This window comes from Pseudomonas umsongensis (genome assembly GCF_002236105.1).
GTDB lineage: Bacteria > Pseudomonadota > Gammaproteobacteria > Pseudomonadales > Pseudomonadaceae > Aquipseudomonas > Aquipseudomonas umsongensis.
The window spans coordinates 340,759-358,190 of record NZ_NIWU01000004.1; the positions used below are offsets into that span (position 1 = coordinate 340,759).

The window sequence follows — 17,432 nt, forward strand, 5'->3', positions numbered from 1 at the left end:
AGGCTGCGATCTTTTGATCTTCGGCGTCACTGATGACGCCAAAAGATCGCAGTCTGCGGCAGCTCCTACAGGTTATGCGTCGGGCCACCCATTACAGGCGGCCCGCATTTTTATTTACCGGTGATCATCGGCAGGTTCAGCCCCTGCTCCTTCGCGCAGTCGATCGCGATCTGGTAACCGGCATCGGCGTGGCGCATGACGCCCGTCGCCGGGTCGTTGTGCAGGACGCGGGCGATACGCTCGGCCGCTTCATCGGTGCCGTCGCAGACAATCACCATGCCCGAGTGCTGGGAGAAGCCCATGCCGACGCCGCCGCCGTGGTGCAGGGAAACCCAGGTCGCGCCGCTTGCGGTGTTGAGCAGGGCGTTGAGCAGTGGCCAGTCGGACACGGCATCGGAACCGTCCTGCATCGATTCGGTTTCGCGGTTCGGGCTGGCAACAGAACCGGAATCCAGGTGGTCGCGACCGATCACGATGGGCGCCGACAGCTCACCGCTACGCACCATTTCGTTGAACGCCAGGCCCAGCTTGGCGCGCAGGCCCAGGCCAACCCAGCAGATACGTGCCGGCAGGCCCTGGAAGCTGATGCGCTCGCGCGCCATGTCCAGCCAGTTGTGCAGGTGGGCGTCGTCCGGAATCAGCTCTTTTACCTTGGCGTCGGTCTTATAGATGTCTTCAGCGTTGCCCGACAGCGCAGCCCAACGGAACGGGCCGATGCCACGGCAGAACAGCGGACGGATGTAGGCCGGTACGAAACCCGGGAAGTCGAATGCGTTTTCCACGCCTTCTTCCTGGGCCATCTGACGGATGTTGTTGCCGTAGTCGAAGGTCGGGATGCCTTGTTTTTGGAAGGCGAGCATCGCCTTGACGTGCACGGCCATCGATTGCTTGGCGGCCTTGATCACCGCAGCCGGTTCGGTCTTGGCGCGGGCGCGATACTCGTCCCAGGTCCAGCCAGCTGGCAGGTAACCGTTGAGCGGGTCGTGGGCGCTGGTCTGGTCGGTGACCATGTCCGGGCGCACGCCGCGCTTGACCAGTTCCGGCAGGATTTCAGCGGCGTTACCCAACAGGGCGATGGAGATCGCCTTGCCTTCCTTGGTGTATTTGGCGATGCGCGCCAGAGCGTCGTCGAGGTCTTTGGCTTGCTCGTCGACGTAACGGCTTTTCAGGCGAAAATCGATGCTGACCTGCTGGCATTCGATGTTCAGCGAGCATGCACCGGCCAAGGTGGCAGCCAGAGGCTGCGCACCACCCATGCCGCCCAGTCCGGCGGTCAGTACCCACTTGCCTTTAAGATCATCGTTGTAGTGTTGGCGACCGGCTTCGACGAAGGTTTCGTAGGTGCCCTGGACGATGCCCTGGCTGCCGATGTAGATCCAGCTGCCGGCGGTCATCTGGCCATACATGGCCAGGCCTTTGGCGTCGAGTTCGTTGAAGTGCTCCCAGCTCGCCCAGTGCGGTACCAGGTTGGAGTTGGCGATCAGGACGCGCGGGGCGTTGGCGTGGGTCTTGAACACGCCGACCGGCTTGCCGGATTGCACCAGCAGGGTCTCGTCGTCATTCAGGTTGGTCAGGCTCTCGACGATCTTGTCGTAGCACTCCCAGTTACGTGCCGCACGACCGATACCACCGTACACCACCAGTTCCTTGGGGTTCTCGGCGACTTCCGGATCGAGGTTGTTCATCAGCATGCGCAGCGGCGCTTCGGTCAGCCAGCTCTTGGCGGTCAGCTTGTTACCGCGGGCAGCGCGGATTTCAACGTCACGAAACTTGGTAGTTTTATTGTCAGTCACGAAAAAGACTCCTCAGCGATCAATCCAAACCAACCCTGGCGGTGGGTAAGCCAGCCTGTGCGCGTCAACGCGCCACAAGCGAATCAGTGGACGTTGCGGGGAGTCTCGACCGACTCATACGCATACGTCTTTACTTGTACATACAAGCATATGCAATCAAGCGGCCAACTTGTTGGATGAGCATTCAAGAAAAATTCTGAAATGGCTGGAGAGCGCCTGGATCAAGGGCTGCGGCGTAGATGAAAATTTTCGAGGGGATTTTTTGAAGAGGGGTGGCGTTGTTACTTGAACGTGGTTTTGCGCCACGCTGGGGCGTTCGGTAACAAAGTGGTGCGCGTTCGGGAACGCTGGAAAGCAAAAGATCGCAGCCTTCGGCAGCTCCTACAGGGTTTACACCATTCAATGTAGGAGCTGCCGAAGGCTGCGATCTTTTAAGGATTTTGAATCAGCGTGCGGTGAGCTCGATCACGCAGCAGGCACCATTACTGGAGACTTCCAGCAGGCCGGTGTTACCGATGAGTTGCAGGCAATCATGACGACCGAGTTGCGAAGCAGCGTTACCGACCTTCACCTCAAGCGCATCGCTGACGCTGAACACCAGCACAATCCCCGCCTCACTGAAAAACCGTTGCTCACCGCTCAGCCATTGCAGCCGTGCGCTGTAACGTTGCGGCGCGTATATCAGGTTGAAATCGCGGATCGGCCCACCCAGCAAGGTGCACGACACCTGGCTCTCGCCGCTGAAGGCAAATGGATCGATCGGTAACAATGGCCGCGTGACCTGACCGTCGACCGACAGGGTCATGCCATCGCCCTGCAACACGGTGATGATTCGCTCATAGCCGGCGAAGGTGGAAAACCCGCCCGACTCGCCAATGTCGGCAATCGACAGGCGCCAGCCGAAACCGTCCAGGCCAGTCCCGGCATCACGGGTGATCTCTTCGGTGCTGCCGCCGCCGTTTTTCCACGGCATGCGCGGGTAATCTTTGGCGCGTAAAACTTTCAAACTGCTCATTTATGAAAGCGTCCTTCCAGACGATGACGGGAACCGGGGTGGATCAAGCGGGCGGCGGTCACCGGCTGACGGCCGGACCAGGTGCGGCGACGGATCAGCAGGCACGGCTCGCCTTTTTCAATCTGCAGCAACTTGCATTCGGACGGCTCGGCCAGAATCGCCTCGACCACGTGTTCGCCTTCGGTCAGCGGCGCGACCTGGTTCAGATAGGCGTACGGCGTTTGCAAGGTGAAGTCCTGCTTGAGGTAGTCAGGCGCCACCAGTGCGTTGACGAAACGGTCTTCGATTTGCACCGGGATATCGTTTTCGAAATGCACGATCAACGAGTGGAACACTTTCTGCCCTTCACGCATGTCCAGCGCCAGGGCACGTTCGGAGCCTGCAGCCTCTTCTTCAAGAGTGATCACCTTGCAGGTGTGGCGATGGCCACGGGAGGCGATTTCGTCGGCAATGTTGTGCACTTCAAACAGCGCGGACTGGCTTTTTGGCTCGGCGACGAACGTGCCGACACCCTGCATGCGCACCAACAGACCGTCGGCGGTCATTTCGCGCAACGCGCGGTTGATGGTCATGCGGCTGAAACCCAGCTGGCTGACCAACTCGCTTTCCGACGGAACGCGGTAATGCGGCGGCCAGTTACCGCTGTCGATTTGCTGGGTGATCATCTGTTTGACGCGGGCGTACAAGGGCGCCGGACTGTCGCCCATGTTCGCGGCCAACGGAGAGACTGGAGGCGGAGTCGGCACGGTTAATCCTTGGTCGTTTGATTGATATCGCTAGCTTGCCGGAGTTTACCGGGCAGGCAAACGTCTGTATATGTATATACAAATAACACACGATGGGGTGCTGAACCATGTCCGCCTTCTTTGCCGAACGCGCGCTGCTGCCTAACGGATGGGCCAACAATGTACGTCTTGAGGTCAGCGCCGATGGCGTCCTGACCCATATCCAGGCCGATTCCCATGCAGATGACGCCGAACGGTTGAGCGGTCCGCTGCTGCCAGGCATGCCGAACCTGCACTCCCACGCCTTCCAGCGGGCCATGGCCGGGCTGGCGGAAGTGGCAGGCAACCCGAATGACAGTTTCTGGACCTGGCGCGACCTGATGTATCGCCTCGTCGGAAAAATCAGCCCGGAACAACTCGGCGTCATTGCCCGCCAGCTGTACATCGAAATGCTCAAGACCGGCTACACCTCGGTGGCCGAATTTCATTACGTGCACCACGACACCCACGGCCAGCCTTACGCGGATCCCGCCGAACTGGCGCTGCGCATCAGCCAGGCCGCCAGCGCCGCCGGTATCGGCCTGACCCTGCTGCCAGTGCTCTACAGCCACTCAGGTTTCGGTGGCCAGACGCCAAACGACGGTCAGCGTCGCTTTATCAACAGCACCGAGAACTACCTCAAGCTGCAATCGCGACTGCAGCCGATACTGGCGCAACAACCCGCACAGTCCCTGGGTTTGTGTTTCCACTCATTGCGTGCGGTCACACCGCAGCAGATAAGCGAAGTGCTGGCGGCCAGCGACAAGCAATGCCCGGTGCACATTCACATTGCCGAACAGCAAAAGGAAGTGGACGACTGCTTGAGCTGGAGCGGTCGTCGTCCACTGCAATGGCTGTATGAAAATACCGAAGTCGATCAACGCTGGTGCCTGGTCCACGCCACCCACGCCAACCCGGAAGAAGTCACGCTGATGGCCAAGAGCCGGGCCATTGCCGGCTTGTGCCTGACCACCGAAGCCAACTTGGGCGACGGGATATTCCCGGCGGTGGATTTTCTTGCCCAGGGCGGGCGCATGGGCATTGGTTCCGATAGCCATGTGTCGTTGAGCGTTGTGGAAGAACTGCGTTGGCTGGAATACGGGCAACGCCTGCGTGATCAACGGCGCAATCGCTTGTATGGCGCGGATCAGCCGATGGTCGGCCGCACGCTATTTGATGCTGCACTGGACGGCGGTGCGCAGGCGTTGGGGCAACCGATAGGTGCATTGGAGGTTGGCAAGCGTGCGGACTGGCTGGTACTGGACGGCAGTGATCCATACCTGGCCACTGCGAGCGGCGATGGAATCCTGAATCGCTGGTTGTTTGCCGGTGGAGATCGTCAGGTGCGTGATGTGCTGGTCAATGGCCAGTGGGTCGTGCGTGACGGGCGTCATGCCGGGGAAGAGGAAAGCAGCCGCGCCTTCACTCAAGTCCTGCGCGAACTCCTGGGCTGACCCCAAAACAACTGTGGGAGCGAGCCTGCTCGCGAAAGCGGCGTCTCAGTCAACAGCTCTGTCAACTGACACGCCCTCTTCGCGAGCAGGCTCGCTCCCACAATGATTATGCGCTAACCGTCAGTTGGAGGTCTTGGCCATCTGCGTATCCGACGCTCGCCAGATCAGCCGCGTGGTGTCGTAACCCTGCTGACGCGCCTTGCTCAGCAACTCTTCACGCACCACACCGTTGACGGTCGGGGTGCGCGCTAACAACCACAGGTAACGGCGGCTAGGATCGCCAACGATGGCAGTCTTGTAGTCATCGCTGACGTACAACACCCAGTATTCGCCCTTCGCCACACCCGGTATCAACCTTGAAAACCAGGTATCGAATTCAACCCACAATTTGTCGGTCTTGCCTGGCACCTGTGGATAAGCCGTGCCCCTGACCTCTTCCCATTCCCACTGCGGGGTCAAGCAGCGATTCAACACCGCGACGTTACCGTCAGGCTTGAGTGTGTAGTGGGCTTCGGACTGCGCACAGTCGCGCTGGAAATACATCGGCAGTCGCGCCAACTCGTACCAGGTACCTTGATAGCGCTTGAGATTGACACTGTTGGCGGTTTTGGGCGCCAACGGGTCCTGGCCAGAACTGGCACAGCCGGCCAACACCAGGCCGGCAAAAAGCATGATCAATAACCGCTTCATTGTTTTTCTCCCGCGGGCACGTGACCCCGGTTTACTTCAGGCCTTGGCCGGAAAACATCAACACTTTGTCACCGGCGAACTGCACGCTGATAAAGCTCTTCTGGTCGCCCCATGTGCAACTGGACATTCCAAGCGCGCCTGAGCAATCGGTAGGTTTGCCCAAGAGGGTCTCGACCTCGGCCTTGGCCATTCCTGACGACAGCTTTGAGTAGTTTTCCTGATTGACCTTGCTGCACGCAGCCAACAACACGCAAAACGATAGCAGGGCGATGGATCGCAGCGACATGTGAAACTCCACGGACGAGGGTATTGGCATGACTGCCAAGCTGAACCTTAGAAGAGAAAAGCCCTATCTGGTTCCCTGCCCGACGGGCTATTTATCAGGCCGCTCGTCTGTCTTTTCACAAAAATTAGGAACTTCGTCCCGCCGTCCGGGTATTTCATCGGTTTTTGCATAAAGCGTCTAATCTTTGGCGCCGTTCTGTCGACATACAAGCAACGCTAAGCCACGCCCGTGGCATTTGCTTCCCCTTTTGTAGACCCGATCTCCTGCGGTAGCTCATCCAATGACCAGAAACATGAAATTCAGCCACAAGATCTTGTTGGCTGCCGCCCTCGTGGTGGCCGTCGCATTCGCTTGTTTCATCCTGTTCAACGACTATCGCCAGCGCCAGACCTTGCGCAGCAGCACCGAAGCCTCGATGCAGGAACTTGGCAGCCTGACCACCAGCAATATCCAGACCTGGCTGGAAAGCCGCATGCAATTGCTGCAATCAATGGCCCAGCAGGTCAGTGCCGACGGTAACGCCCCCGCCAGCCTGAAACGAATCATCGACCTGCCCGCCTACACCGGCAACTTTCAGTTGAGTTACTTCGGTGGCGCCGATGGCGTGATGTTCTCGGTCCCGGCGGGCAATCGCGCGCCGGATTACGACCCGCGCACCCGCGGCTGGTACAAGGCTGCGAACAGCGCGCAACAGACCATCGTCACCGAACCGTACATCGCCGCCTCTTCCGGCAAGCTGGTGATCACGGTGGCAACCCCGGTTCAGCGCCAGGGCCAGATGATTGGCGTTGCCGGCGCCGACATCGACCTGTCGAGCGTCAGTGCGATCATCAACTCGCTGAACTTCGGCGGCCACGGCCATGCCTTCATCGTGGGTGCCGACGGCAAGATCCTGATTCACCCGGACAGCAAATGGGTACTCAAGAACCTCACCGACGCTTACCCTAACGGTGCGCCGACGGTCAGCCCGGGCATGAAAGAAGTCGAGATCGACGGCAAAAGCCAGTTCATCTCCTTCACCCATGTCAACGGGGTGCCGTCTGCAGACTGGTACGTGGCACTGGTGCTGGACCAGGACACCGCGTTCTCGATGCTGAGCGAATTCCGCACCTCGGCGATCATTGCCATGGTGATTGCAGTGGTGATCATCATCACGTTGCTGGGCATGTTGATCAGTTTCCTGATGCAGCCCTTGCTGACCATGGGCCGTGCCATGCACGACATCGCCGAGGGCGAAGGTGACCTGACCAAACGCCTGACCATCCACGGCCATGACGAGTTCGGTGCACTGGGGCTGTCATTCAACCGTTTCGTTGAACGCATCCACACCTCGATCAGCGAAGTGTCCTCGGCCACGGGCCAAGTCAACGAAGTGGCGCTGCGCGTTGTCGCCGCGTCCAATTCGTCGATGTTCAACTCCGACCAGCAAGCCTCCCGCACCAGCAGTGTCGCCGCCGCGATCAATCAGCTCGGCGCCGCCGCCCAGGAAATCGCCCAGAACGCCGCCCTCGCCTCACAGCACTCGAGCGATGCCCGCGCGCTGGCCGAAGAGGGCCAGCAGGTGGTGGATAAGACCATCTCGGCGATGCACCAGCTGTCGGCAAAGATCAGCGACTCGTGCGGCAACATCGAGACGCTAAACAGCAACACCGTCAACATCGGGCAGATTCTGGAGGTGATCACCAGCATCTCCCAGCAGACCAACCTGCTGGCGCTCAACGCGGCGATTGAAGCCGCTCGCGCCGGTGAAGCCGGACGTGGTTTTGCGGTGGTCGCCGACGAAGTGCGCAACCTCGCCCACCGCACACAGGACTCGGCGCAGCAAGTGCAGAAGATGATCGAGGAACTGCAAGTCGGCGCCCGGGAAGCGGTCACCATCATGACCGACAGCCAGCGTCAGAGCGAAAGCAGCGTCGGTATCGCCAACCAGGCCGGCGAGCGCCTGGGCAGCGTGACCCAGCGCATCGGCGAAATCGATGGAATGAACCAATCCGTTGCGACCGCAACGGAAGAACAGACAGCCGTGGTGGAATCGATCAACGTCGACATCACCGAGATCAACACGCTGAACCAGGAAGGCGTGGAGAACCTGCAGTCGACCTTGCGTGCATGTGCTGATCTTGAACAGCAGGCGGCGCGGTTGAAGCAGTTGGTGGGTAGTTTCAGAATCTAAGGCGATCTCACCGGCCTCATCGCGGGCAAGCCCGCTCCCACAGGTATCCTGGTGTCCACACTATTTGTGTTACACCACAAAACACTGTGGGAGCTGGCTTGCCAGCGAAGGCGATATCAGCAACAGCGAAAAACTAGAACCTTGAACCGGGTTTCGACAGAAACTCCAATTCCTCAGCCGTAGACTCGCGCCCCAACACCGAATTGCGATGCGGAAACCGTCCAAACTGCGCAATCACCTTCTGATGCCGCTCGGCAAAATCCAGATAATCGGCAAACAATGCCCGATCACTCTCCGGCTGTTGCGCAACCAGTTCGATATGACGCGAAACGCCTTCGTTCTGCACCGCAAGGTTCTCGCTGTGCTCGAATACCAGCAGGATGAACACTCGCTGAATCGGTGATAACTGCCGGTCAAAATCCGCAGCAATGCCTTGGGCGACCAGTTTCTGGGCCCGTAGATCACCGGAAAAGGCTTTGGGGGTGTCGCGAAAGATCATGCGGGGGAGTTGATCAAGCAACAGCACCAGTGCCAGCCAACCTTCGGGACATTGCATCCACTTGGTCAATCCGCCGGCCAGTGCCTGCTCGACCTGGTCCCCGAAACGCTCTCGCGCCTCGAGGTCCTGGCTGTCACGCTTGCCGAACCACAACTTGCCCTTGTCAGCCGCGATTGCCCTGGCTTCTTCGGCTGTACCGAACCACCAATCGAGCAACGGCTGCCAGGGCGCGTTCATGGTTTATTCCTTGTGGTACGCCGTAACGCGTGCAACTTCTTCTTTCGAACCGAGGAACACCGCTACGCGCTGGTGCAGACCTTCAGGCTGGATGTCGAGAATACGTTGGTGACCATCGGTGGACGCGCCGCCCGCCTGCTCCACCAGGAACGACATCGGGTTGGCTTCGTACATCAGGCGCAATTTGCCTGGCTTGGACGGCTCGCGGTTGTCGCGCGGGTACATGAACAAGCCACCACGGGTCAGGATGCGATGCACGTCGGCGACCATGGCCGCGACCCAACGCATGTTGTAGTTCTTTTTCAACGGGCCTTCATCGCCTGCCAGCAACTCGCCAACGTAGCGCTGTACCGGTGCTTCCCAGTGACGCTGGTTGGACGCGTTGATGGCAAATTCCTGGGTCGCTTCAGGAATGGTGATGTTTTCGTGGGTCAGTACGAAGCTGCCCATTTCACGATCCAGGGTGAAACCTTTCACGCCGTCGCCCAGGGTCAGGATCAACATGGTCTGAGGACCATAGATCGCGTAACCGGCGGCCACTTGCTGGGTGCCTGGCTGCAGGAAAGCCTTTTCATTCAAGGGCTCGTTCTGGCTCAGGTATTCGTTCGGACAACGCAGTACCGAGAAGATAGTGCCGACCGGGGCATTGATGTCGATGTTCGACGAACCGTCCAGCGGGTCGAACACCAACAGGTAGGCGCCTTTCGGGTATTTGCCCGGGATCTGGTAGGCGTTGTCCATTTCTTCGGACGCCATGCCAGCCAGGTGACCGCCCCATTCGTTGGCTTCCAGCAGGATCTCGTTGGAGATCACGTCGAGCTTCTTCTGCACTTCGCCCTGGACGTTTTCAGTGCCCATGCTGCCCAGAACGCCACCCAGGGCGCCCTTGGACACGGCGTGGTTGATCTCCTTGCAGGCACGCGCCACCACTTCGATCAGGAAGCGCAGATCGGCAGGAGTGTTGTTGCTGCGGGTCTGCTCAATCAAATAGCGACTCAAGGTAACGCGGGACATGGAAGGCTCCGGAGGAATGGGGGGACTAAAAACCCGCGCAGTTTAACGCGAGTCGGGGCGCATTTCCTCCTATCAGACGTGATCGGCTGAAGAGAGTTCATGCGCGGGGTTCAGCGTAGTAGGAAATGGTCTGGATGTGAGCAGGAAAGTAGCGGTCAAATCAGCATTTTTATTGACTGATCGACCGCCTTCGCGAGCAGGCTCGCTCCCACATGAAACGCATAACTTGTGGGAGCGAGGCTGCTCGCGAATGGTGCGTAGCGCCAGCCATTCTCAGGGGTTGGCGGGCGGCTTGCGCAGCAGGCTGAATGCCATCGCCGCCAGAAACAAAACCCCAAGCAGCAACACCGCCCACAGGCCAAACTTCTTCCAGTCGGTGCCCACCGCCGCCGGCAGTGTCGAAACAGCCGGCGTCGTCACCACCCCACCATCAACCGACGCCTGACCCAACGTCGCCAGCTTAGCCGGGCTGTAATCCGGAATCAGCGTCGACAATGGCAAGTTCGCCGCCTTAACCGTCGCATTGCCCAGTACCAGCGTATAGGGCTCTGACCCGCGCGCCAGAAACACCAGTTGCGTGGCCCGCACGGCAAACTTCACGGTTGGCGCCTGTGCGCCCAGGCCACCACCGCGCTCGTCCACGGTCAGTTTCAACTGTTGTATGGCTTGCCCCGGCAACTGCAACTCGTTCTGCACCACGTCCTCGCCATTCTGGGTCAGGCGATAGAGCAAGCCACTGCTCAACGGTTGCCACGGCAAGCTGCTGTCGCGCCGTCCAGACAGGATGACCGGCGCCAGGCTGTTAGGTTGACTCAATTCAACCTGCACTCGCTCGACGTTCAGCCCCCTCGGTAATTGCCAGGTGTATTCACCTGCCTTCACGCTATTGCCGTCCAACGCGTGGGACCAGGTCAACGGCAGCGGTAAGCTACGCACGCTTTGCAACTGCGCCGATGTCAGTATCGGCGCCGATTGCGGCGAGTCCCACAGCAAGCGCAGATAGCGTGCAGACTGCCCCGGCAGGCTGACCTCATGCTGCTCGACCCGCTCATCGGCAAACGTCAGCCGCGCCAGTTGCCCCTCGCCCCAAGACTGCCAATGCTGCAAATCGTCGCTGGCCTCGATGCTGAACCGCTGGAAGCCATCACGCTCACTGGTCCAGTCGAGGATCAACTGCTGCAGCGGCGCCTTGATCGCGCTGGCATCCAGTAGCCAGCCACGTAACGCTTCCTCCCCCACCTCCAACTCAGTGGAAGGCTGCACCTGGACCAGGGTGCCATTGGCGCTCGCTTGCACGCGAACGCTCGGGGCATGCCCGGTGGCATCCGCCGAGTCATAAAGCGGGAACCATTTGACGTCAGTCAACGTAGGGTTGTCGTCAGCTTGTGCGTTTGCCCGTGACAGGGCATAGGCTTGCGGTTCGCCAGCGGCGTTGAATACGCGCACATCACTGAGGTCGGTCTGGCGTGCGCTCAGTTGCACAGCCAGGGGCAGCTCAACGCGATACCACGGACCTTCACCGCTCACGGACAACGGCACATGCGTGGCAAAGTCCGCCGGTGATTCCTGGGCCCACGTTTCCTGGAAAGAGACAGAGAGTGCCATGCCCATTGCAAAGATACCCAACCAGGCCCGGTTCAGCTTTTGACTCAAGACGACACTCCTTCGGTTTGCGGCGCCGGCTTTTCGGGGGCCCCGGCAGTTTCGACGCGCCTGGGTGGCAACGGGGCGAAATAGCCCACTACCAGCAGCAGCACGCCCACGCCGATAAACGACACGATCCGCGCCAACCCGCCACGGTTGCTCAATTCGACGAAGAACAGTTTCGCTACCACCACGCCAATCAGGGCCGCACCGATCAACCAGACTTCACGCCGATGACGCAAATGGCCACCAATCATCAAACCCAGCGCCATCAAGGTCCAGACGATGGACAGGCCGGCCTGGACCCGCATCGACTCGAGCAAGGCGGGCAGCTCGAACGGTACGCCGCCCCAATGGTGAGCCGTGCGCATCACCAGGGCAGTGAAGAACGTGAACAGCGAAGCGCCGACGATCGCTTGCACAGCGGCCGCCACAGCAGCGCTGTAGCTCCCGGGAATCACCTGTTGCGCTGCCTCACTGCGGGACCACGCGTAGACACCGAACAACGCAAACAGCAGGCCCAATTCCAGCGGGTTGACCAGCGGTAAATAGGGCAAGGGATCAGCCTTGCCATCACTGACCGTATTGGCCAGCCAGAACCAGCCCAGCATCAACAATGCCAAAGGCGCGGCGGCATACACACGGTATTCGCGAGCGTAGACCGACACCGGCCAGGGCCAGGCACGCGGTGCCGCCATCAGCACCAGGTACAAGCTCGGCAGCAGCGCCCAGCCCAGCCAGCGCCAGGCGTTGTAGTGCTCGGACAACAGCAGCAAGCCATAACGCAGCTCCAGGGCCAGCACACCGATCAGCAACCAACAACCGAGTACGTGAGCGCTGCTCAGGGCAGCGCTCGGCAGGATCGGCGCCAAGCGTCGCAAGGACAGGAAATGCACGATGAACACCACGGCCCACAGCAGCCAGCCGGCGTTGGCGGCCGGATGAAAGCGCGGATGCCAAGCGGCGAGCAACACCAGGCCGGCAGCCGGGATCAGCAAGGTGCAGAGCACGCCCAGCGCGGGCCACGCCAGGCGCAGCGCCAACATGGCCCACAGCGCCACACTGGTTGCCGCGGCTGCCAGCAGCAATGTCGCCTGCAGGGGCAACGGTGCAAACAGCAGCACTTCACTGACCCAGGCCAGCGCCCACCACCCTGCTCCCCACGCCAGCAACACCCGCGACAAACGCTGCAGGTTCACACCATCGATCACCGTGACAGCAAAGCCGACTTGCAAACGCCACGCCCCGATCAATGCGACCAGGCCCAGCAACAGCGGTGACCAGAAGCCAGCATGAGCCAACGGCCGCACGCCTTCGCTGACCAGAGGTTCAGCCACCAGGAACAGCACGGCGCCCAGCAGCTGAACGACAAACGCGCTCAGCAGGAATGTAGCCGAGCGCAGGTGCAGACCGACGAACAAAGTCAGCAGCCCGGCCATTGCCCAACTGATTGACGTGCCATGGGCGAAAAAGAACATCGGCGCCAGCAAGTAGACAAATGCCAGGCCGAGAGCGGCCAGAACCGGCAAGACATGACGCTCCCAGGACGACACCTGCCCAGGCAAGGCCTTGTGCAACTGATGGAAACTGAACAGCAGTGCGCCGCCGAGCAACAACGCTCCCAGCGGCGTGCCATCAAGCAGGCTATTCTCACCGCTGCGCAATTCACTGAGAAACACCAGCGCCGCGCCCGCTTGCAACAACAAGGCAAATGCACGAGCGAGCGAGCGCTGCTGACGCAGGCCCAGCCAGAAAATCCCCGCGCCTTCCACCGCCCAGGCGCCACTCGTCCACCGCGCATCCAGCCCCAAGGGAATCGCCAGGCTGGCGAAAATAACGCCCAGCGCCAGGCAGGTTTCCCCCAACAGCAATGCTCGTCCCATCAGCATCCGAGCCAAGCCCACGTAGATCATGCCGAGCGCCAGGGCGCTGAACGCGGCAGCGAACTCCAGATGCTGAACCACGGCGAACTGCAATCCAAAGCCAACCAGAGGCGGACCGAACAGCAGTGTGCCGTCGACGTAATCACCCTTGCGCGCAGACCAGCGCAACAGCGCCTCACGGTTGTCATCCTCAGGCGAGTCCCCCAAATGCAGCAATTTACGTCGGGCGAACAACAAGCCAATGGCCAGGTACATCACGAAGAAAAGAATCAGGAACGGCTCGGTGCTCCACAGCAACTCTGGCGTATAGGAGCGCAAACCCCAGGCGAACCCGATACCGAAGGTGCCGGTGAAGCCGATCACGTTGAGCAAGCGCCAGGCCTTGAACCAGGCGATAACGAGGATGCCGGCGTTGAGCAAGGCGAAGTAACTGAACAACGCGACGTGACTGCCAGCCCCCGTGGAAGCCAGCAGAGGCGCGGCAAATCCGCCCAGCGCGGCGGCGGCGGCCAGGCCCAGTGCGTCCTGCGTAATGGCCAGGATCGCCGAAAACACCGTCACCGCCACCAACAGGCCAAATGCCGCTGTGGGATCGAGCAACGGATGCAGGCGCATCGCGGCAAACACCGTCAGGTACAGTACGGCAATGGCGGCGCCTTGCAGCATCAAGGCGTAAGCACTGTTACGCGTTCGCAGCCACCAGCCCAGGCCCAGCAGGCCCATTGCTACCGCCGCGACACCGGCATAGCGCAATTCGATCGGCACCACCATGCCCTCGGTGGCGTAGCGCAGCAGGAAAGCCAGACCGAGGAACAACAGCATCACACCGACCCGCAGCACGGTGTTGCCACCCAATAACCACCCACGCGCCGCGTTGATGGCGCGCTCGACGAGGCTTGGTTCGGGGGGATTGGCGCGTTCGCGGTCGGCTGGCGCGGGTTTCCATGCATCGAAGGGCTGTGTATGGCTGGACTGGGTAGCCGCAGCGGTGGCCGTCTCCAGATCGGGCGGCAGTTCCCAGATCAGCTCAGGGGTTTCGACGGGGGCCTGAGTGACCGCGATGTCAGCAACTGGAGCGGCAGCGCTGGCTTCAGGCACCTTGATCCCGGGCCCCTCAAGCAAAGCCAAGCGTTGCTCGACCGCGCGCAGTGCAAGTTGCGCCTGTTCGAGCAGGCGACGCTGCTCAATGGCCTGCGATCCCAGCCTGCCAATGTGAACGGCCTGCCCGATACCCAACCCGAGTAACGCGCCCAGCAACGCATCGCTGAACGACTCGTCGAGTATCCAGCCCAGCACCAGGCCCACAAGCATGAACATCCATTGCATGGTCGATATCCCTAAGCGCAATCCAGGAAGATTAGCGCAGCCAGCTCCAAAAAGATCGCAGCCTCCGGCAGCCCTTACAAGGACATACAAATCCCTGCAGGAGCTGCCGGAGGCTGCGATCTTTTACGGCTGCCAGTATATCGACCCGCTGGAAAAGTTACTCCAACGCCTTCCAGATATCCGTGGCGTACTCGCGAATCGTCCGGTCAGAAGAAAACCAGCCCATGCGCGAGGTGTTCAACACCGCCGATCGCCACCATTCCTGGGAATCGTGCCAAAGGGCTTCGACGCGCATCTGCGCATTCCAGTAGGAGTCGAAATCGGCGCAGACAAGGAAGCGGTCGTAATCCACCAACGAATCGATCAAGCCGGTGTAACGGGACGGATCATCCGGCGAGAACACCCCGCCGCGAATGGCTTGCAATACATCATTGAGTCGATGGGACGCGGCAATGTCCGGCACTGCGCTGAACTCGTGGTTCTGCTTGCGCGCTTCGACCTGCTGGGCACTGAGACCAAAGATGAACATGTTCTCCGCGCCGATGCGCTCGGACATCTCCACGTTGGCACCGTCCAGCGTGCCGATGGTCAATGCACCGTTGAGGCCGAATTTCATGTTGCTGGTCCCCGAGGCTTCAAAGCCGGCAGTGGAGATCTGCTCGGACAGATCCGCCGCCGGAATAATGCTCTCCGCCAGGCTGACGTTGTAGTTGGGCAGGAACACGACCTTGAGCAATCCGCGTACAGTCGGGTCGTTGTTCACCACCCGGGCGATGTCGTTGGTCAGCTTGATGATCAACTTGGCCTGGTGATAACTGGCCGCCGCTTTACCGGCGAAGATCTTCACCCGTGGCACCCAGTCGATTTCAGGTTCCGCACGAATCGCCTGGTACAACGCCACGGTGTGCATCAGGTTGAGCAGTTGGCGCTTGTATTCGTGGATCCGCTTGACCTGCACGTCGAACATCGCCGCCGGGTTGACCGCCACCCCCAAACGTTCGTGAATCAGGTAGGCCAGGGCCTTTTTGCTGTGCAGACGCTGTTCGGCGAAGGCCTTGCGGAACGCAGGCTTGTCGGCGAATGGCTGCAGGTCGAGCAGTCGCTCCTCGGGCTTGTCCAGCAAGTCCGGGCCCAGGGCATCGACCAGCATCGAGGTCAGCTCCGGGTTGGCCTGGTACAGCCAGCGGCGGAACGTGATGCCATTGGTCTTGTTGTTGATCCGTTGCGGATAGAGCTTGTGCAGCTCGGAGAACACCGTCTTGCGCATCAGTTGCGTGTGCAAGCCGGATACGCCATTGACACTGTGGGAGCCGAGGAACGCCAGGTTGCCCATGCGCACACGTCGACCGTTGTCTTCCTCAATCAAGGACACCGCGCGCAACACATCGAAATCATGGATGCCCTTGGCCCGCAGCGAGTCGATGTGCTGGGCATTGATCAGGTAAATGATCTGCATGTGCCGTGGCAACATGCGCTCCATCAGGCCTACCGGCCAGGTTTCCAGCGCCTCGGGCAGCAACGTGTGGTTGGTGTAGGAAAGCGTGTCGACCGTCACCTGCCAGGCCGCGTCCCACGCCACGTCATAGACATCCACCAATTGGCGCATTAACTCGGCCACGGCAATCGAGGGGTGGGTGTCGTTGAGCTGGATCGCTGCGTGATCGCCCAGGGTCAGGACGGAGGTGTGCATGTTGCGATGACGGCGCAGCAAGTCCTGTAGGGAGGCGGCAACGAAGAAGTATTCCTGGCGCAACCGCAGTTCTTGGCCGGCCTCGGTGCTGTCTGCCGGGTACAGTACTCGAGAGATACTTTCAGCCCGGGCCACTTCCGCCACCGCTCCCAGGTGATCGCCGGCATTGAAGCGTTCCAGGTGCAAATCTTCCATAGCCCGCGCGCGCCACAGCCGCAACGTGTTCACGCTTGCCCCGCGCCAACCGACCACGGGTGTGTCATAGGCAATGGCCCGTACGGTTTCCGCCGGGTGCCAGACTTGCTTGGATTTGCCTTCGCTGTCGGTCACGGTCTCGACGCCGCCACCGAAGCCGATCGGGTAAACCACTTCTGGGCGCTCGAACTCCCACGGATTGCCGAAGTCCAGCCAGTGCTCGGTCTGTTCCTGTTGCCAACCGTCGACGATGGCCTGACGAAACAGGCCGTGCTCGTAACGAATGCCGTAGCCATGACCCGCGATGCCCAGGGTCGACATGCTTTCCATGAAACACGCCGCCAGTCGTCCAAGACCACCGTTGCCCAACGCCGCATCAGGCTCCAGCAGGCGGATGCGTTCAAGATCGACGCCGAGTTCGGTCAGGGCTTCGCGTGCCACGTCGAGCAGGCCGAGATTGCTCAGGCTGTCGTAAAGCAGTCGGCCGATCAGAAATTCCAGGGAGAGGTAATAAACCCGTTTCTGTCCTTTGCGGTAAATCTGCCGAGTGTGGTCCATCCAGTGCTCGACCATGTGATCACGCGCTGCCAGGGCAATGGCTTCGAACCAGTCATGATCGAAGGCGTGATCCGGGTCTTTGCCCACCGCGTAGGTGAGTTTGGTCAAGACGGCGTCGCGGAATGCGGCCACCTCTGCTTCGCGAACAAGTGGTTCTTGAGTCATCGATAGGACCTCGAGCGAGCTTGGAGTTGTCTGAGACTAGACGGTC

12 protein-coding genes and 1 pseudogene are annotated in these 17,432 nt (G+C 60.4%); 3 read left to right on the forward strand and 10 right to left on the reverse strand.

The window, feature by feature from the left end:
- Positions 1-110: 110 nt before the first annotated feature.
- The 3 genes from hutU to hutC all read right to left on the reverse strand — a co-directional run bounded on the left by hutU (position 111) and on the right by hutC (position 3,515).
- Positions 111-1,793, reverse strand: a complete 1,683-nt coding sequence (hutU, locus tag PSUM_RS21285) for a urocanate hydratase (protein WP_083350018.1) — start codon at positions 1,791-1,793, stop codon at positions 111-113.
- Positions 1,794-2,238: 445 nt separating this feature from the next.
- Positions 2,239-2,808, reverse strand: coding sequence for a HutD/Ves family protein (locus PSUM_RS21290; RefSeq protein WP_020797441.1), 570 nt, complete (start codon positions 2,806-2,808; stop codon positions 2,239-2,241).
- Positions 2,805-3,515, reverse strand: coding sequence for a histidine utilization transcriptional repressor HutC (hutC, locus tag PSUM_RS21295; RefSeq protein WP_162135916.1), 711 nt, complete (start codon positions 3,513-3,515; stop codon positions 2,805-2,807). Before hutC ends, PSUM_RS21290 begins: the two co-directional genes overlap by 4 nt.
- Positions 3,516-3,661: 146 nt before the next feature.
- On the opposite strand from hutC, the gene PSUM_RS21300 reads away from it, so the two are divergent.
- Entirely contained in the window at positions 3,662-5,026 is a 1,365-nt protein-coding gene (locus PSUM_RS21300) for a formimidoylglutamate deiminase (protein ID WP_083350017.1), read from the forward strand.
- Positions 5,027-5,146: 120 nt separating this feature from the next.
- On the opposite strand, the gene PSUM_RS21305 is transcribed toward PSUM_RS21300, so the two are convergent.
- Together PSUM_RS21305 and PSUM_RS21310 are read right to left on the reverse strand one after the other, a co-directional pair.
- On the reverse strand, positions 5,147-5,716 hold the full coding sequence (locus tag PSUM_RS21305) for a lipocalin family protein (protein ID WP_020797439.1): 570 nt from the start codon (positions 5,714-5,716) through the stop codon (positions 5,147-5,149).
- Between the two features lie 31 nt (positions 5,717-5,747).
- Positions 5,748-6,002 (reverse strand): hypothetical protein, encoded by a 255-nt coding sequence (locus PSUM_RS21310; protein ID WP_020797438.1) that lies wholly within the window; start codon positions 6,000-6,002, stop codon positions 5,748-5,750.
- Positions 6,003-6,294: 292 nt separating this feature from the next.
- On the opposite strand from PSUM_RS21310, the pseudogene PSUM_RS32680 reads away from it, so the two are divergent.
- Together PSUM_RS32680 and PSUM_RS32685 are read left to right on the forward strand one after the other, a co-directional pair.
- A pseudogene (locus PSUM_RS32680) lies at positions 6,295-7,317 on the forward strand (HAMP domain-containing protein); the annotation flags it as partial.
- Positions 7,318-7,410: 93 nt separating this feature from the next.
- On the forward strand, positions 7,411-8,175 hold the full coding sequence (locus PSUM_RS32685; protein WP_370628229.1) for a methyl-accepting chemotaxis protein: 765 nt from the start codon (positions 7,411-7,413) through the stop codon (positions 8,173-8,175).
- A gap of 133 nt (positions 8,176-8,308) precedes the next feature.
- Here the strand turns inward: PSUM_RS32685 and PSUM_RS21320 are convergent, their stop codons facing one another.
- From PSUM_RS21320 to PSUM_RS21340, 5 genes are all read right to left on the reverse strand, one after another.
- Positions 8,309-8,911: a DUF924 family protein gene (locus PSUM_RS21320; protein ID WP_083350016.1), complete on the reverse strand. Its 603-nt coding sequence runs from the start codon at positions 8,909-8,911 to the stop codon at positions 8,309-8,311.
- Between the two features lie 3 nt (positions 8,912-8,914).
- Positions 8,915-9,925 carry a class 1 fructose-bisphosphatase gene (locus tag PSUM_RS21325; protein ID WP_020797435.1) on the reverse strand — a complete coding sequence of 337 codons (1,011 nt, stop codon included), beginning with the start codon at positions 9,923-9,925 and terminating at the stop codon, positions 8,915-8,917.
- 273 nt (positions 9,926-10,198) lie between these two features.
- Complete coding sequence (locus PSUM_RS21330; RefSeq protein WP_083350015.1) at positions 10,199-11,578, reverse strand: DUF3999 domain-containing protein; 1,380 nt, start codon at positions 11,576-11,578, stop codon at positions 10,199-10,201.
- On the reverse strand, positions 11,575-14,778 hold the full coding sequence (locus PSUM_RS21335; protein WP_083350014.1) for a DUF2339 domain-containing protein: 3,204 nt from the start codon (positions 14,776-14,778) through the stop codon (positions 11,575-11,577). Before PSUM_RS21335 ends, PSUM_RS21330 begins: the two co-directional genes overlap by 4 nt.
- 157 nt (positions 14,779-14,935) lie before the next feature.
- Entirely contained in the window at positions 14,936-17,386 is a 2,451-nt protein-coding gene (locus PSUM_RS21340; protein WP_033042247.1) for a glycogen/starch/alpha-glucan phosphorylase, read from the reverse strand.
- Positions 17,387-17,432: the final 46 nt, after the last annotated feature.

What these genes read in the sequence shown, in the direction of transcription:
- PSUM_RS21310 (WP_020797438.1), bottom strand. Translation starts at nt 6,002, where the DNA reads ATGTCGCTGCGATCCATCGCCCTGCTATCGTTTTGCGTGTTGTTGGCT.
- PSUM_RS21305 (WP_020797439.1), bottom strand. Translation starts at nt 5,716, where the DNA reads ATGAAGCGGTTATTGATCATGCTTTTTGCCGGCCTGGTGTTGGCCGGC.
- PSUM_RS21335 (WP_083350014.1), bottom strand. Translation starts at nt 14,778, where the DNA reads ATGCAATGGATGTTCATGCTTGTGGGCCTGGTGCTGGGCTGGATACTC.
- PSUM_RS21340 (WP_033042247.1), bottom strand. Translation starts at nt 17,386, where the DNA reads ATGACTCAAGAACCACTTGTTCGCGAAGCAGAGGTGGCCGCATTCCGC.
- PSUM_RS21290 (WP_020797441.1), bottom strand. Translation starts at nt 2,808, where the DNA reads ATGAGCAGTTTGAAAGTTTTACGCGCCAAAGATTACCCGCGCATGCCG.
- hutC (WP_162135916.1), bottom strand. Translation starts at nt 3,515, where the DNA reads ATGGGCGACAGTCCGGCGCCCTTGTACGCCCGCGTCAAACAGATGATC.
- PSUM_RS21325 (WP_020797435.1), bottom strand. Translation starts at nt 9,925, where the DNA reads ATGTCCCGCGTTACCTTGAGTCGCTATTTGATTGAGCAGACCCGCAGC.
- PSUM_RS21320 (WP_083350016.1), bottom strand. Translation starts at nt 8,911, where the DNA reads ATGAACGCGCCCTGGCAGCCGTTGCTCGATTGGTGGTTCGGTACAGCC.
- PSUM_RS21300 (WP_083350017.1), top strand. Translation starts at nt 3,662, where the DNA reads ATGTCCGCCTTCTTTGCCGAACGCGCGCTGCTGCCTAACGGATGGGCC.
- PSUM_RS32685 (WP_370628229.1), top strand. Translation starts at nt 7,411, where the DNA reads ATGTTCAACTCCGACCAGCAAGCCTCCCGCACCAGCAGTGTCGCCGCC.